Source organism: Pseudomonas sp. MWU13-2105, assembly GCF_023242315.1.
Lineage (GTDB): Bacteria > Pseudomonadota > Gammaproteobacteria > Pseudomonadales > Pseudomonadaceae > Aquipseudomonas.
The window spans coordinates 78,029-93,174 of the sequence record NZ_JALLIY010000009.1; the positions used below are offsets into that span (position 1 = coordinate 78,029).

General features: G+C 64.8%; 11 protein-coding genes. 2 read left to right on the top strand and 9 right to left on the bottom strand.

Annotated features, from left to right (window positions below; all coding sequences use genetic code 11):
• Nucleotides 1-8: 8 nt before the first annotated feature.
• Nucleotides 9-2,045 (bottom strand): NADPH-dependent 2,4-dienoyl-CoA reductase, encoded by a 2,037-nt coding sequence (locus tag M5B96_RS14700; RefSeq protein WP_248797395.1) that lies wholly within the window; start codon nucleotides 2,043-2,045, stop codon nucleotides 9-11.
• Nucleotides 2,046-2,258: 213 nt separating this feature from the next.
• Here M5B96_RS14700 and M5B96_RS14705 point away from each other — a divergent pair, with 213 nt between their 5' ends.
• Complete coding sequence (locus tag M5B96_RS14705) at nucleotides 2,259-3,398, top strand: nitrilase-related carbon-nitrogen hydrolase (protein WP_248797621.1); 1,140 nt, start codon at nucleotides 2,259-2,261, stop codon at nucleotides 3,396-3,398.
• Nucleotides 3,395-4,435 carry an AraC family transcriptional regulator gene (locus tag M5B96_RS14710; RefSeq protein ID WP_248797396.1) on the top strand — a complete coding sequence of 347 codons (1,041 nt, stop codon included), beginning with the start codon at nucleotides 3,395-3,397 and terminating at the stop codon, nucleotides 4,433-4,435. Before M5B96_RS14705 ends, M5B96_RS14710 begins: the two co-directional genes overlap by 4 nt.
• A 465-nt stretch (nucleotides 4,436-4,900) precedes the next feature.
• On the opposite strand, the gene M5B96_RS14715 is transcribed toward M5B96_RS14710, so the two are convergent.
• The 8 genes from M5B96_RS14715 to M5B96_RS14750 all read right to left on the bottom strand — a co-directional run bounded on the left by M5B96_RS14715 (nucleotide 4,901) and on the right by M5B96_RS14750 (nucleotide 15,136).
• On the bottom strand, nucleotides 4,901-5,785 hold the full coding sequence (locus M5B96_RS14715; RefSeq protein ID WP_248797397.1) for a DUF2242 domain-containing protein: 885 nt from the start codon (nucleotides 5,783-5,785) through the stop codon (nucleotides 4,901-4,903).
• 105 nt (nucleotides 5,786-5,890) lie between these two features.
• Nucleotides 5,891-6,586 (bottom strand): response regulator transcription factor, encoded by a 696-nt coding sequence (locus tag M5B96_RS14720; RefSeq protein WP_248797398.1) that lies wholly within the window; start codon nucleotides 6,584-6,586, stop codon nucleotides 5,891-5,893.
• 304 nt (nucleotides 6,587-6,890) lie between these two features.
• Nucleotides 6,891-9,677, bottom strand: coding sequence for an ImcF-related family protein (locus M5B96_RS14725; protein WP_248797399.1), 2,787 nt, complete (start codon nucleotides 9,675-9,677; stop codon nucleotides 6,891-6,893).
• The gene (locus tag M5B96_RS14730; RefSeq protein ID WP_248797400.1) at nucleotides 9,668-10,129 is read right to left on the bottom strand and encodes a hypothetical protein; all 462 of its coding nucleotides are present in this window, start codon (nucleotides 10,127-10,129) and stop codon (nucleotides 9,668-9,670) included. The genes M5B96_RS14725 and M5B96_RS14730 overlap by 10 nt, the downstream gene beginning before the upstream one ends.
• A gap of 38 nt (nucleotides 10,130-10,167) precedes the next feature.
• The gene (gene icmH, locus M5B96_RS14735; protein ID WP_248797401.1) at nucleotides 10,168-11,382 is read right to left on the bottom strand and encodes a type IVB secretion system protein IcmH/DotU; all 1,215 of its coding nucleotides are present in this window, start codon (nucleotides 11,380-11,382) and stop codon (nucleotides 10,168-10,170) included.
• Entirely contained in the window at nucleotides 11,382-12,719 is a 1,338-nt protein-coding gene (gene tssK, locus M5B96_RS14740; RefSeq protein ID WP_248797402.1) for a type VI secretion system baseplate subunit TssK, read from the bottom strand. Before tssK ends, icmH begins: the two co-directional genes overlap by 1 nt.
• Nucleotides 12,712-13,221: a type VI secretion system lipoprotein TssJ gene (tssJ, locus tag M5B96_RS14745; RefSeq protein WP_248797403.1), complete on the bottom strand. Its 510-nt coding sequence runs from the start codon at nucleotides 13,219-13,221 to the stop codon at nucleotides 12,712-12,714. The genes tssK and tssJ overlap by 8 nt, the downstream gene beginning before the upstream one ends.
• Nucleotides 13,208-15,136: a type VI secretion system Vgr family protein gene (locus M5B96_RS14750; protein WP_248797404.1), complete on the bottom strand. Its 1,929-nt coding sequence runs from the start codon at nucleotides 15,134-15,136 to the stop codon at nucleotides 13,208-13,210. The genes tssJ and M5B96_RS14750 overlap by 14 nt, the downstream gene beginning before the upstream one ends.
• Nucleotides 15,137-15,146 lie beyond the last annotated feature (10 nt).

Genomic DNA, 15,146 nt, shown 5'->3' on the forward strand with positions numbered 1-15,146 from the left:
CTGGAAAACTACAGCCCAGCCGCCAGGCGCGACCCCTGGTTGATCGCCCGCTTGGCATCCAACTCCGCCGCCACGTCCGCGCCACCGATCAGGTGCACGCTCTGCCCGGCCGCGAGCAAGCCGTCCTGCAACTCGCGCAACGGATCCTGCCCCGCGCAGATCACCACGTTGTCCACCGCCAGCAACTGCGGCTCGCCACCGCCGATACTGATGTGCAGGCCCGCCTCGTCGATGTTCAGGTACTCGACGCTGTTGAGCATCTGCACCCGCTTGTTCTTCAAGCCCGTGCGGTGAATCCAGCCGGTGGTCTTGCCCAGACCATCACCGACCTTGGAAGCCTTGCGCTGCAACAGGAACACCTCGCGGGCCGGCGCATGGGGCTCGGCCTTGATCCCCGCCACCCCGCCACGCGCCTCAAGCCGGGTGTCGATGCCCCACTCCTTCCAGAACGCCTCGCGATCCAGGCTGGTGGCCACGCCTTCATGCACCAGGAACTCCGAAACGTCGAAGCCGATACCGCCGGCCCCGATCACCGCGACCTTGTGACCCACTGGCTTGCGCTCCAGCAGCACATCCAGATAGCTGAGGACCTTGGGGTTGTCGATACCGGGAATCGCCGGCAACCGCGGCGCGATGCCCGTGGCCAGGATAATCTCGTCGTACCCGCCGGCCACCAGTTGCGCCACATCCACCCGCGTACCGAGACAGACCTCGACATGGCTGGTCTGCAGCTTGCGCTTGAAGTAACGCAGGGTTTCGACGAACTCTTCCTTGCCCGGCACCCGCTTGGCGACGTTGAACTGGCCACCGATTTCACTGGCCGAATCGAATAGCGTCACCTGGTGCCCACGCTCGGCCGCCACGGTAGCCGCCGACAGACCGGCCGGCCCGGCGCCGACCACGGCGATTTTCTTCACCTGGGTCACCGGCAGGTAATTCAGCTCGGTTTCGTGGCAGGCCCGTGGGTTGACCAGACAGGAGGTCAGCTTGCCGCCGAAGGTATGGTCCAGGCAGGCCTGGTTGCAGCCGATGCAGGTATTGATTTCGTCGGCACGCCCTTGCGCCGCCTTGTTGACAAACTCCGGGTCGGCGAGGAACGGCCGGGCCATGGAGACCATGTCGGCATCGCCGTCGGCAAGGATCTGCTCGGCCACTTCCGGGGTGTTGATCCGGTTGGTGGTGATCAATGGAATGCCCACCGAACCACGCAGTTTCGCGGTGACCTTGCTGAACGCGGCGCGCGGCACCTTGGTGGCGATGGTCGGAATCCGCGCTTCGTGCCAGCCGATGCCGGTATTGATGATGGTCGCGCCGGCCTGCTCGATGGCCTTGGCCAACAGCACGATTTCATCCCAGGTGCTGCCGCCTTCCACCAGGTCGAGCATCGACAGGCGGAAGATGATGATGAAGTCCGCCCCCACCGCCTCACGCACCCGGCGCACGATTTCCACCGGCAGGCGCATGCGGTTCTCGTAGCTGCCGCCCCAGCGATCGGTCCGATGGTTGGTGTGGGCCGCGAGGAACTGGTTGATGAAATAACCTTCCGAGCCCATGATTTCGACGCCGTCGTACTCGGCATTCTGGGCCAGTACCGAACAGTTCACGAAGTCGGCGATCTGTTTCTCGATGCCTTGCTCATCCAGTTCTTTCGGCTTGAACGGGTTGATCGGGGCCTGGATCGCACTCGGCGCCACTTGTTTCGGGCTGTAGGCATAACGCCCGGCGTGGAGGATCTGCAGGCAGATCTTGCCGCCGGCCGCATGCACCGCATGGGTGACGATACGATGCTGGTCCGCTTCGGCCTGGGTGGTCAGCTTGGCCGCGCCGGAATACACGCCGCCCTCGTCGTTCGGCGCGATACCGCCGGTCACCATCAGGCCGACACCGCCCCGGGCACGCTCGGCGAAGTAGGCCGCCATGCGCTCGAAACCGCCGGACTTCTCCTCAAGACCGGTGTGCATCGACCCCATCAGGGTGCGGTTGCGCAACGTGGTGAAACCCAGGTCGAGCGGGGCCAGCAGGTGCGGGTATTGGGCGGCGGTCATAGAAACTCCACAACGGGCAAGATCACGGAAATGCGGGAAGCTCCAAGGCCCCCGTCAGTTGTATGACTGGCACATTAAAGAGCCCCCGGCCCCGGCTCAATGACCGAAACTGACAACTTATTGATCGAAACGTGCAGCAGCCCTTGGCAAGGACGCCCGCTGGACCTACCCTAGTCAATGACTCCCGCACCCGGTCGTTCGTTATCCGCCCCCATGCGCAAATTCCTGCTCTTCTCCCTATTGATCCTGCTGCTCGCCACCGTCGTCGGTTACGGCGTGTGGACCCAACAGCGCGGCAGCGGCCACTACCTCTCGGACCTGCGTATCCGCCTGGCCGTGAACCAGGGCGTGGCGGGCGGCCACGGCAACCTGCTGGGCCTTCAACCAGAGCTGTTTCCCAACGACTACCAGAGCCCGGCGCGCCTGCACCGCAAACTGGCCGCCTATCTGCAGCAGGCCCGTGGCCTGGGACTGCTGAACGACAAGACCATTGTGGTACTGCCGGAACATATCGGCACCTGGCTGCTGCTGCACGGGGAAAAGGACGATCTGTACCAGGCCATCGACCAGCAAGAGGCAATGAACTGGCTGATGCTCGGCAACCCGCTGAAGCTGCTCGGCGCCCTGTTCAATGCCAAGGGCCGCAGCTTCCTCGAAGACGCCCGCCTGCGCATGAAGGCCAGGGCCATGGCCCAGGATTACCAGGCGGTGTTCGGCGGCCTGGCAAAAGAGTTCGGTGTCACCCTGGTGGCCGGTTCCATCGTCCTGCCCGACCCCAGCGTCGAGCAAGGCACCCTGAAAATCGGCAAGGGCGCGCTGTACAACGTCAGCCTGGTCTTCGCCGCCGACGGACGCCCCCTCGGCCAGCCCCAACGCAAGCTCTACCCGACCTTCGACGAACGCGGTTATATCAAGGGCGGCGGACGCCAGGAACTGAATGCCGTGCAGACCCCGGCCGGGCGCCTGGGCGTGTTGATCGGCAGTGACAGCTGGTACCCGGACAACTACCGTCGGTTTGACGAGCTCGGCGTGTCACTGATTGCCGTGACGGCCTCGCTGCCTGGCAAGAACAGCTGGGAGCAACCCTGGCGTGGCTTCAAGAACGCGGCCACACCGCAAGAGATCAGCCTCAGGCCCGGCGAGCTCGGAGAAGGCGAGGCCTGGCATCGCCTGACCCTGAGCAGCCGCGCTCCCGCCAGCCGGTCACTGGCCGGCATGACCGTGTTCCTGCGCGGCCAGTTCTGGAATCAACGCTATTCCGGGCAGAGCTTTATCAGCCAGGACGGACGCGCCATCGACGGGCAGGACGGCAGCGATCGCGGTGCGCGCCTGCTGAACCTGTGGCTGCCATGAAGCCGGTGTCGATGCGCCTGGGCGACCTGTCCGTGAGCTTCGTCCACAGCCTCGCCGACGCGGTGCGCAGTCACGGCCAGGACCCTGACCTGCTGCTGCAGCAGTACGGACTGGACCCGGCGCGCCTGGCCGAACCCAATGCACGGTTGTCGATTCCGCGCTATATGCGCCTGGGGCACGCGGCGATCCAACTCACCGGCGATCCGGCCCTGGGTTTGCGCATGGGCCGCTGCAGCCGCCTCAGCCAGGCGGGCCTGGCCGGCGTCACCGCCGCCCAGGCCCCAACGGTACGCGAGGCAGCACGAACCTTGACCCGCTTCGAGGCACTCTACGGCTCCAACTATCGCGGGCAATCGAGTTTCCACGAAGACGCCGACGGCGCCTGGCTGCGCTTCTACTCCATCAGCCCGTACAACGCCTACAACCGCTTTGTGGTGGACTCGATCATCGCCGGCTGGTTGCAGCAACTGGCCAGTGTCGGCGGCGAAAAGCTGCACGCCGAGCGTATCGATATCGAATTCGCCGAGCCGGACTACGCCGCGGCCTACAAGGGTCTGGGCGACTGCCAGGTGCATTTCGCCGCCGAGCACAATCAACTGCGCCTGGGCCAGGCCAGCCTCGGCCTGCGCAACCCGGACCATTGCCCGAGTACCTGGCGACACCTGCTGCAACTGTGCGAACGGGAACTGGAACAACTGACGCGCACCCGCAGCCTGCGTGAACGTATCACTCAGTTGCTGGGGCCTTTGCTCAATGGAGGCCGGGAACCCGACCTGGAAGAAGTGGCGGCACGCCTGAAGCTGCCGACCTGGACACTGCGTCGCAAACTGGCCGAGGAAGGCACGCAATTTCGCGCCATTCTCAACGACACTCGCCGTGACCTGGCGATGACCTATATTCGCGATACCGAACTGGCCTTTGGCGAAATCGCCTACCTGCTCGGGTTTGCCTCAGCCGAGGCTTTTCAACGGGCTTTCAAACGCTGGAACGGCCAGACACCCGGCGAGTTCCGCCGCAGTCAGCGGCATTCGGCCTGAGCCGAAAAACCACCGCCTACAGCTCGGTCGCGTCTTCGGCCGGCTCAACCGGGTCCAGCTCGAAAGCCCGGAACTCCAACAGCTCTTCTTGATAGTCATCCATCGTCAAACTCCTTTTTCGCTCGAAGGTAAACCGCGGTTTTACTAACCATTACTAGCAGCTCAACAAGATCCTCGCCGGAGCCGGTTTGCGGGCTCCTGCAAATCGGGGCCAAGCGCAAAATATCGCCGCACTCGTCCCGAGCACCGCGCCTACAAGTAGCAGCGGGCCGGATCCAGCATAGGGGTCCCATGTGAAGGAAAAATGAAGCCCCCCTCCTGCCCAGGCGCCTGGACAAGGGTCTGAAATAAAAAATTAGCAGAACGGTCAGGATTTACCCAGTTTTATTTTACCGGCGGCGTCCCCCCCTCGCGAGGCCACGGGATCGAGGTCGACAAACCCGATCCCGCCGCCTGGTACCGGACTTACTGAGCCGGGGTTGCCGACTCGCTGGCGGCCGGTGCCGGAGCGGGCGTCGGTTCGGCAGGGGCTACCGGCGCGACTGGGGTGGCCGGGGCTTTCTCAAGCGGTGCAGCGTCAGTCGGCACGGCGACCGGCTCGGATGCAGCAGGCGTAGCCGGGGTGGCAGGAGCAGCATGCACCGGCTCCACGCTCTTCGGTGCCGGTACAGACGGCGATTCCGCTGGCTTGGCTTCCGCAGCCTTGTGCTCCGCCGCCTTCGGCTCCGCCGGCTTGTCCGCCTGGGCCTTGGCCGGGACCGCCTCGGGCATCCCCAGCTCGGCCTTGGGTTTCTCGTCGGTATGTTTCTCTTTCTTCACTTCAGGCGGCAGGAACAGTTCCACCAGGGTGAAGAAACGGTCATAGAAGGTCGCCGAGGACACGGTCTCGCTGGCCACCTTGACCATCGAGTCATCCGTCGAGCCGATTGGCATCGACACCGAACCCAGCACACCCACGCCCAGGCTGGCGGAGTTGTTGACCTTCTTCAGGGCGTAGCGGTCCTGCAAGGCGTTGGCGAACATGGTCGAGCGATGATTGGCACTGCCATCCGCCGCACAGACCACGCTGAAGCTGATCTGCATATGGGTATCGCCAGTCTGCTGGAAGCTCTTGTTGCCGCTGATCAGTTTCGGGTCGCTACTGGTGATGATGTAGCCCTGGCTGAGCAAGGCGCGCCGGGCCGCTTCACAGGACGCCGCGTCGCTCACGCCGTAGTTGCGCGAGAAGGTGCCGGCGTCGTCGAAATTTTCCCGTTCGTAAACGGCGGTCTTGGTGGTCGACGAGCAGCCTGCGGCGCCCGCTACCATCAGTGCCAATGCAACGGCACGCAAGTGGAATGATGTCGACATTGAAAATCCTGAGGAAAAACGGTCCGGGGCGTATTGTGCATCAGATCGACATCGCTGAGCGCACACTGAACTGGTTGTGACAGCGAATTTTCAGGAAAATGCACCTCAGCGTCCTTCCATCTGATAACGCACCTTGTACAACTCATTGTCGCCACGCAGGCCGAGCTTGCGAAATGCCGCCTGCTTCTGCGTGCTGATGGTCTTGATACTGCGCGAGAACTTGCGCGCTATGTGCGTCACCGACAAGCCGTCGAGGCAACAGCGCAACACCTCGTGCTCACGCACCGTCAATTCGGAGGTCCTGGCCAGCACGTCGAGGCTGGCGAGCTCAGACTCCGAGGCCGGCGTGGCGATATCGAGCCGCGACACCTCATGCACCTGCAACGCCTCGACCATGTCCGGGTGCAGGTAGACCTTTCCGGCCGCCACCTGCCGAATGGCCAGGACGAACTCGCCGGAATTCAGCTCCTTGCCAATAAAGCCGCTGGCCCCGCAGCGCAGCGCCAGGGCCACCGTCGCCGGTACGTACAGCGACGAGATGATCAGCAGCCGCAACCGCGGAAAGCGGATCCTCAAGGTGCGAATCAGGTTCAGGCCGTCGACTTCGCCCGAACGCAGGGAGTAATCCATCACAACCAGGTCGACCTCCTGCTCGCGCAAGGCGGCCATCAGCGCCGAGCCCCGGGTGAAACTGCCCAGCAACAGAAGATCGGCCTCGGCCTGGATCTTGATCTCCATGCCGCACAGGACCAGGCTGTGATCATCCAGAATCATGAGGCGGGTAGGCTTTTTCTCGAGCATGGACTCTCCTGCACTGCTGCCAATGAAAAACTGACTCGGCAGTGGTCAGGTCCGACCGACGCGAAATCGTTGGGCGAACCGCCACCCCTTCACCGTGGCATCCTGCCCAACCGCTACATCCCCTGGTCCCCCTACGCCAGAAAAATCTTCCCGGCCCGCCGCGCCACGATGGCCAGCGACGCCCTGGGGTGGGTTATGGGCGACCATGCTAAACAGTCATCGGCGCGTTCGACATAGGACATTTCCACAGGATCATTTCGAAACCGACCTTCATCTTGCGGGACAGGCCAAATACCTACAGTCGCTACGCCGAAGGGCATCGGAAATCGCTGAGGATCTTGCGGCCGAAGGGATGGTCAAGACTGGCACTGCGCAATTGCAGCACCACCTCGACATCCTCGAAGCCCAGGGTCAGCCAGTAGCCCTCCCCGCTCGGCGCCGGCACCAAACGCCCCTGCTCCATAAAGCGGAACCAGGCCCAGGGCCCTTCGGCCGAGCGCACCAGGCTGCGACCATCGAGCAGTGTGACCACCATCCTCAATTGGCTGCCCAGGGCCCGGGTCGGCCAGGTAAACAGACTGGGCCGGATCGGGCCGTGGGCGTAGTCGAGTTGCAGCTCATCCAGGCTCAGGCGCAGCTGGGCGATGCTTTCATCCATGGACACAGGACTGAGCTCGAAATCGACCCGCGCGACGTCGGACGTACCGGGGAAAAACGCCCGGCGAATCTGCTCCGCGCGCCGGAACTGTGCTGCCACCGTGCCATCCAGTAGCGTGACGTGCGGATGACGCTGTTGAAAATCCTGCAACAGCCCGGCAGGAGCGAACAAGCGGTTGAAGTCGGCCAGCGATAGCTGCTCTCGGGCCTGCCGCTCAAAGGGATAACGCTGGGCGAGCAGGCGTGAGCATTCGGGACCCAGTTGCTGATTCAGGCCGACGCCAACTGTCAGCACGGTCTGCCGCTGCAAATGTTGCCGGCTGACACTGACGATCTCGGCAAACAGCGGTTGCAGCATCGGCGGCAGACTGTCGACCTGCCGTTGCAGTTGCTCCAGGCCGTCCACCGGCGGGCTCGGCAAACCCAGCAGCAATGCCTGCTCCCGGGCCTGCAGGTAAACCGCGGCCTGGGCCAGGGCTTCGCGCAATGCCTCGAGCGGCGCGCCGGCGCCTTCGCTCAGCCGCTGCAACGGCGCAAAATGCCGGTTGACCGGGTGCTCCTCGGCATCAAGCATAACCGGGAGCGCCTTGCTCGCCGCCGAAGAAAGGCTGGTGGCCAGTGACGAAACCTGCTGGCGCGCCCGGTCGAGCAGACGCTGCGGGGCCTCGCTGAGCTCCAGGCGGGTCTCACGTCCTGCCGCGCGCAGCAAGCTGAACAGCGCCGAGTCGGCCCGCGCCAAACGCTCGAGCCTGAGGGCCAGTGACTCGGGCTGGTCGAGGCCGACCAGGCGCAGGTCGGCGAAGAACTGCTCCCAGTGGCGGATATAGTCCTGCGCATAAAGCGCGGACACTTCATTGTGCAAGGTCAGCGCATCCAATTGAAGCCCCGCGCCCATGACCCAATCTTCATCCTTGAGCGCCTCGGCCACCAGCAATGGCAGGTGGCTGAGCAGCCGCTCATAGCCCTTGGGACTGAAGCGTGGCGGAACGCCCCGATTCAAGGGCGCGCCGCTGCGTCGGGACAGACTCAGCAAGCCCTCGCTGCCACTGGCCGCGACGACACTGAAATCCTCGTCGTCGGCACTTCCCGGCATCTCGCTCAGTCGAGCGTAGAGGCGCTGCTGTGCCGGCTCGCGACGCAGCTCTTGACGCACCCGCTCGACCCACTGCGGATCGACACTCAGCACCGGCCCTGTCGCCAGCAGCGGTATCAGCGCCTGGATGTGAGCCAGCAATTGCTCGCGTTGTGCCGGCGCCAGCGACTGCGCGAAAGCGCCCGGCACCTGGGCTGACAGCCAGTCGTCGAAGGCCGCCGCGTCGAAGCGGCCCTGGCCACCCAGCATCAGGTAAAACCGCAAGCGCTCCAGGTTCTCGCTGTACAGCCCATTCGGCGCGGCATCCTGCAAGATCTGCACAATGCCGGGCAGCAACTCATCAAATAATGCCCGCTGATACAGGCTACCGGTCTGCTCCAGCAATCGCCGATATTCGCCCCCCCAGAAAGCCGGCTGCGGCCAGCCGTCCGCAGGGGGATAGGCCAGGTTCCTGAAGCGCCCCAGGCGTTCGAGCAGCGCTGGCGTCACCCGCGTCCCGGCGGCGCCGGCCGGCAACGCCGCGAGTCCCCTTTGCTGCTCGACCAACCATTGCAGTTGCCGAGTCTGCTGCCAGTAACCAGTGCCGAGCAGCGTCGCCAAGAGCATGACCAGGACACTCGATCCGAGCGCAAGAAACCAGCGCCTCCCGCCAACACTCGACGGCAAAAACCTCGACCAGCGAGCGTGGCGGCGACGCTGCTGCAAGCAGCGAACCAGGCGCTGGCTGGCGGTCCGGGTACTCGGCTCAACGCGCAGGTGGCCGCTGCAACGCAGCGATTGCAGGTGCACCTGCGCCACCCGCGGCTGCTCGAAAAATGCCGTCTGCAGATAAGGCTGCAAAACCTCGCCGAACTGGCGCCACAACCGCGCGAAACCGTAGAGCCGAACCCGCGCCGAGGTCTGCGCCTCGCCCTGCAAACGCTCGGGGAGTGCCTCTTGCAAGGCCGTAAAAGCGCTGACGAGACGTTCGGCCAGCCGCGCCAGGTTGTGCCGATTACGCCTGCGGACAAAGCTTAGCGCCAAGTCCCGCTCGGCGGCCGGCAAGGCCAGCAGCGACGCCTCGAAGCCCGGCAAACGATCACAGTGGGTCACGATCACCTGCACCGGCAAACCGCGACCGAACTCGGCCGCCAGTTCTTCCAGCCGCGCCCGCAGGATCAGCGCCTGGGCATCGCGGGCGGCGGGAGCCAGGCGTAGCAGATGCAGCACATTGAGCACCAGCACTGCCCCGGCGACAGCTATCCCCTGGCGGCGCGAGCCTTTCAGTTCATCCAGCAGGCAACGCCATAACCGAGCGCAACCGGGGTCTGCCTGGGCCAGCAGCGCCGCACTTACGGCCATGACCGAAAAGGCGCCGATACGCCCCGGCTGCACGTCATCGGGCGGCGCCCCCGCTCCCCCATCAAGCTACGCTTGCCGGCACCGGCCGCCCCCAGCAGCAGGAATACCGGACCGCTGGCGCCGGCCTGGCTTTCCAGGCGCCAGCGCTCCAGCCGTTCACGCAGGCGGCGTTCCCGGGCACACGGCGGCTCCAGCCCCTGCAACGCCTGTTGCGCCGCCTCGACACGGTGCAACTCCCGACGCTTGCGCTGGCGCCGGGCCCAGCAGAAATAGAGCAGCCCACCCAGGTACAAGGGCCCCAGCAGCAACCACTGCTGCCAGTCATGCGCCAGCGGCGAAACGGCGTCGATGGACAAGCGTGGGCCATGGCCGCGCACCAACAGGGTCAACAGATAAAGACCCACCACCAGCGGCAGTGCCCGCAGCAGGTTTTTCAGCAATCTCAGGAGCATGATGGCAGTCATCCGACGGGGCAAAGAGGTGACGCGCCCTAGGGTTGGGCGATGTCGGTCATGATCGATTCGAAGACAATCTCCACCCGGCGATTGCGCGCGCGATTGTCCGCGCTGTCATTCGCTACCCGTGGTTCGCTGGCGCCAAGCCCCAGGACCTGCACGCTCGCACGCGGCGGCGTTGCACCGAACATTTCCGCCTGCACGGCACGGGCACGCCGGAGCGAGAGCTCCACGTTGGAGACCTGGCCCCGGCCGACCGGCGTGTCATCACTGTGGCCGATGATCCGGATACGCCCAGGCCGATCCGCCAGCACCGTGGCGATACGTTTCAAGGTCGCCCTGTGCCGTGGCGCGATCACACTGGCACCCGGTGCAAACAACTCCGTGGTTCCGAGCAACAACCGAACGCCGTTGGCCTGACTGTTCAACGTCAGGCGCCCGGCCTGGATATCCTCGGCCAGATGCCCAGCCAGACTCTCGGCCAACGAGGGCCATCGCGCGGGAGCAGCAGGCTGCGTGTCCATGGCCGACAACGCCCGCGCGACGTTACGTATTTGCCGGTCGGAGCGCACTTGCACGTCGTATGCGGCCAGCATCGCGAGGATGGGCGACAGCACCAGCAGAATGTACGCGCCCCAGCACAGGACGCGCCGCCAGCGCTGTCTCATCCGCACCGGCCTGGGCAGCGAACGCGGATAACGCTCGCGGTACAAGCGCAGGGTTTCGTAGAGCCGGGCACGCTTGAGAGCCAGTATCGACTGACCTTCACGCTGGATTCGATAACGCCCCTCCAGGCCCAGCGCCAGGCACAGGTACATCAGTTCGAGCAGCGCCAGGTGCTCCAGCGGCCTGAGCTGGGCCTCGTCCAGATAGGCGAAGAAGCCTTCGCCACCCTCGCTTTGCTGGTGAAAGGTCATCAACAGGCTGTGCTGTGACCAGGCGCCGCGAGCCCATTCACTGCTGGCGATGACCTCATCAAGCAAGGTGCACAGGGCATAACGGGCGCGCAGCACAATGTGCGACTCGATACCGTGAGCCAGGGACTGCTGCTGGAAGGTCCGCATCCGCGTGATCAACCGCAGGCGCAGCGCCGGCAGGTCGGGCTGGCGCGTCAGGCGCTGGAACAGCACCACTTCATACAGCAGCTCGTCAGCCAGCCGGCAGAGGTGTTCGGCGGCCGCCGCCGGCCGTGCCTGAACAGGCTCATGGGTGTTGTTTTGCGATACGGGAACCGCCCTGACAGGTGCCATCACGGCTCCCTGATGGCCCAGAACGCCAATTGCAGTCCCGGGAACGAACCGGCCACATGCAAGCCAAAACCGCTGGTGTCCACCAGGTCGGCCCACAGCGGGTGATCACTCGAGAGCTGGAAATAGCTGAAACCGGGATAGTAAGGCAGCTCCCGGGGCGCCGTCGGCAACACCTGGATCGCCAGTCCGGGCAATTGCAGATTCACCAGGTCGTGCAGGCGCTCGGCCGGGCCGATCTTCAAACGGCTGGGGAAGCTTTTGCGCAGTTCCTCGTCGGGCACCTGCGCGCGCACCGCGAGAATAAAACGCGCCGATTGGTACAGGTTGATATCCGCCACCTGGGCAAAACGAAACCCAAAGGCCCCGGGCTTGAGGGCCAGGGCGACCACATCGGCGCTGGCTGGCGCACTCAACGCCTGGAGCAGATCCTGGATCAGCGGCACAAAGCTCTCGCCCAGGCGATCATGCCGATACGGCGGGTACACCCTGGGCCGCTTGCGCTCCTGGCCGAAGATCGCCAGCTCGCCGGCCAGCCGCACCAGCTCGCGGTACAGAAGCTCGGGGTGCAGCGCCGGCTGGCTGGCCAAATGCAGCAACAGGCTTTCAGCGCGGTTGACGCTCTGCAGCATCACGTACTGCTGGATCTCCGTCATCCCGCCGAGCCCGCCCTGGCCCAGCCCCTCGGCCAGGGCGGCGCCGCGTTGCCGGGCGCGGGCGATCAGTTCATCGACGGAGCGGGCCAATACCGGCGAACAACGCCAGGCCAGCAACGGCGCGACCTGTTGCCGGTCAAGCACCACCAGGCCGGCGGCCGTGCGCTCGACTACCCGGGCCACCCGCAAAAAAACATGGGAAGCGGCCACGTCAGCTTCTCGCGCCAGCTTCAGGTGCAGCCGACTGACCTGCAAACAGGCGGGCTCGCCGCCCTCGCTATTGGCGTCGGCCACCAGCACTTCGCTGATCCGGTAACGGGCCAGGCTGTCGTTCGCGGGGGCGCTTTCGGTGTCCGCCGAGCCTGGCTGATTGAGCGCCAGGGCCAGCACCAATTGCACATCACGCTCGTTGTCGGCCACCGGATAACGTAGCCGCAGCAACTCCTCGTCCGTCAGGACGAAGAGGCTGCCATCGGGCATGATCCCTTCGCAGGCACTCAAGGCCAGGCTGCCCAGCGCCAACTGCGCGGCATCGATTTTCAGCGCGGCAAACCCCCAGCCGTGGGGCCGCACGGCGCGCAGGACCTGCGCCAGCCGGGCCCGGTGATGGCGCTCCTGCTGCTGGAAGTGCTGCGGCAGCAGAAACATGCCTTCGGACCACACGACGCTATCGTGACTACTCATCAGCCTTCTCCTCCAGGGGCGCGGCGCTCAATGCCACGCGCTGGCGACCGATCAGGCCCGTCAGCCGCGCGGGCCGCGTCGGGTCGATTTCGGTCCAGGCCCACCACTGGGCATGGTCGATGTCGCGGTACTCGGCCACCAGCGCGATAAACCGGGTGCCGGGCGTCGGCAGGAAACCCCGCGCCTGCAACTGGCCAGGGCGCAGCAACAATGATTCCTGCCGGAGCAGGTCACGGCCCAGCGCCTGCTCGGCCGCGGCTTCCGACTGGAACAGCTCGACCTGCTCCAGGCGCTTGCTGTCGGCCAGTTGCAGGAGCCTGACGATCACCGGTGACGGCCGGCCATGCAGGTCGGGATTGCTGTCCAGTGTCGCTTCCAGGGACAAGCCGATATACGGTTCAGACGCCGGCGGCTCGTCCGCCCAGAACCAGCTACACCCTGGAAGTGCCAGCCCCGGCAGCAGGCACAGGCCCCATCGACACACCCGCTTAATCACGCCCATCGTCAGCCTCCCTGGGCTGCTTGACCGCCGCCGGTTTCGCCGCCCTGGCCGAGGTCGTGGCGGCGCTGGCACCGCCATTGATGTCAACCGAGGCCGAGCCGTCGAGGCTCACGCTCTTGCCGTTGATCGCCACGCCCGCGGCACTGAGCACCAGGGTGCTGGAACCGACCTTGAGGGTCAGGCTCTTGCCGGCTTCCAGCACCAGCTTGCCGTGGGCCTTGAAATCCATATCCGTCGCTGTCGACTGCCATTGGCCGGCAATCCTGCAATGGCTGTCGCCACCGATATCCAGCGAATGATCGGCGTCGATCCGACTGTTGCGCTTGCCGCCCACCGACTCATGGAGATCGTCCTTGACCTTGAGCAACTGATTGGCACCGATCGTCAGGTGCCAGTCGTTGCCGATGCTGGCAAAAGCATCGTTGCGCACCGTCAGGTCCTGGTTGCGCCCGGCATGGATCAACAGTTGTTCGCGACCGGCCTTGTCCTCGAAGCGCAGTTCGTTGTACACCCCCGGCTCGCCCAGGGACTGCGACTTGAGACCGCTGCGGGCCGCCTGTCGCGGCAGCCCCCAGGGCGGCCTATGACCAGCATTGTAGAGCCCGGCGGTGACCAGCGGCCGGTCGGGATCGCCACCGAGAAACTCCACGACCACCTCCTGCCCGACCCGCGGTACGAACAGCGCGCCCCAACGCTTGCCGGCCATCGGCTGGGCGACCCGGACCCAACAGGAACACTGCTCGTTGCGCTGTCCGCTGCTGTCCCAATGGAACTGCACCTTGATCCGGCCGAACTCATCGACCCAGATCGGCTCACCGGCCTTGCCGACCACAAAGGCCGTCTGCGGCCCGGCGATCAGCGGACGCGGCGTCTGGATCGGCGCGCGAAACACCTGGGCGGTGGCGATCGCCTCGACCTCGCAGCGCAATTGCGCCGTATCATCCAGTTGCAAGGTCGCGGCCACGATCAGGTAATCGCCGTTCTGCTCGGCGCGCGGATGATCGACCAGGGTAAAGCACTGTCCGGGCGCCAGATACGGCGACTGACTGACGCCCCGGCGCCATCGTTGGTTGGCATGCGCGGCTTCGAGCCGAATCCGTGCCTGGGCTTCGCCAGAATCACGACGGCTGAATCGCCCGGGAAAACCTTCCTGTCGATAGTTGCCATGGCGCGCTGTCGCCGCGACCGCATGGCTGGCCGAGAGAACACTGGTCTCACGGTTGCTGGCCTTGGTGAAATCGAAATCCACCAGGCTGACCATCCCGGGCCGCAGTTCGCCGTGGGACTCCCAGACGAGCATGCTGCCCGGGACCTTGTCCTGACTGGGCCGGTAGTTCATTTCACGCAAGTGCGCTACCGGCTTGTGGGCACTCATCGAGTCGGCAATCACCAGCAGATGGTCGTCGGCTGAATGTTCGAAGAAATAGTAAAGTCCCGCGTCCTCCAGCAAGCGGCTGCAAAAGGCAAAGTCGCTTTCGCCGAACTGCACGCAATACTCCATCGGCCCCGGACATTCGGCCTGCCAGTCGAGACTGCCGGGATAGTCGCCGAAGACCTCTTCGAGCACCTGCCTGAGGGTCAGGTTCTGGAAAATACGCTGGCGCCGGGACTGCGTCAGAAACCACAGCCAGGGCCTGAGGGAGAGCCGATAGCGCGCCTCGCGCTCGACCTGGCCAACGGCGCTGAAAGCCGTGATGTAGCCATGGAGGGAACGCACCCGTTCACCTTCGATCCCGAGGTTCAGTAGCAACGGGCGGCCCAGCAGGTCATCGCCCTGCAAGCCGTCATCCACGCTGGCAATGGTCAACTCGTACTCACCGAGCTGGCTCAACCCTTCCCGGCCACTCAGTTCGAGCAGCGACAGCTTGGCATCGACGCCAGGCACCTGGACGCGGTGGTAGGTGTTTTCGGACATGGTGACAAGG

Excerpts from the sequence above, each read along its gene's own strand:
- M5B96_RS14705 (WP_248797621.1), top strand. The coding sequence starts at position 2,259 with ATGCGCAAATTCCTGCTCTTCTCCCTATTGATCCTGCTGCTCGCCACC.
- M5B96_RS14720 (WP_248797398.1), bottom strand. The coding sequence starts at position 6,586 with ATGCTCGAGAAAAAGCCTACCCGCCTCATGATTCTGGATGATCACAGC.
- M5B96_RS14710 (WP_248797396.1), top strand. The coding sequence starts at position 3,395 with ATGAAGCCGGTGTCGATGCGCCTGGGCGACCTGTCCGTGAGCTTCGTC.
- tssK (WP_248797402.1), bottom strand. The coding sequence starts at position 12,719 with ATGAGTAGTCACGATAGCGTCGTGTGGTCCGAAGGCATGTTTCTGCTG.
- M5B96_RS14725 (WP_248797399.1), bottom strand. The coding sequence starts at position 9,677 with ATGGCCGTAAGTGCGGCGCTGCTGGCCCAGGCAGACCCCGGTTGCGCT.
- M5B96_RS14750 (WP_248797404.1), bottom strand. The coding sequence starts at position 15,136 with ATGTCCGAAAACACCTACCACCGCGTCCAGGTGCCTGGCGTCGATGCC.
- icmH (WP_248797401.1), bottom strand. The coding sequence starts at position 11,382 with ATGGCACCTGTCAGGGCGGTTCCCGTATCGCAAAACAACACCCATGAG.
- M5B96_RS14715 (WP_248797397.1), bottom strand. The coding sequence starts at position 5,785 with ATGTCGACATCATTCCACTTGCGTGCCGTTGCATTGGCACTGATGGTA.
- tssJ (WP_248797403.1), bottom strand. The coding sequence starts at position 13,221 with ATGGGCGTGATTAAGCGGGTGTGTCGATGGGGCCTGTGCCTGCTGCCG.
- M5B96_RS14700 (WP_248797395.1), bottom strand. The coding sequence starts at position 2,045 with ATGACCGCCGCCCAATACCCGCACCTGCTGGCCCCGCTCGACCTGGGT.
- M5B96_RS14730 (WP_248797400.1), bottom strand. The coding sequence starts at position 10,129 with ATGCTCCTGAGATTGCTGAAAAACCTGCTGCGGGCACTGCCGCTGGTG.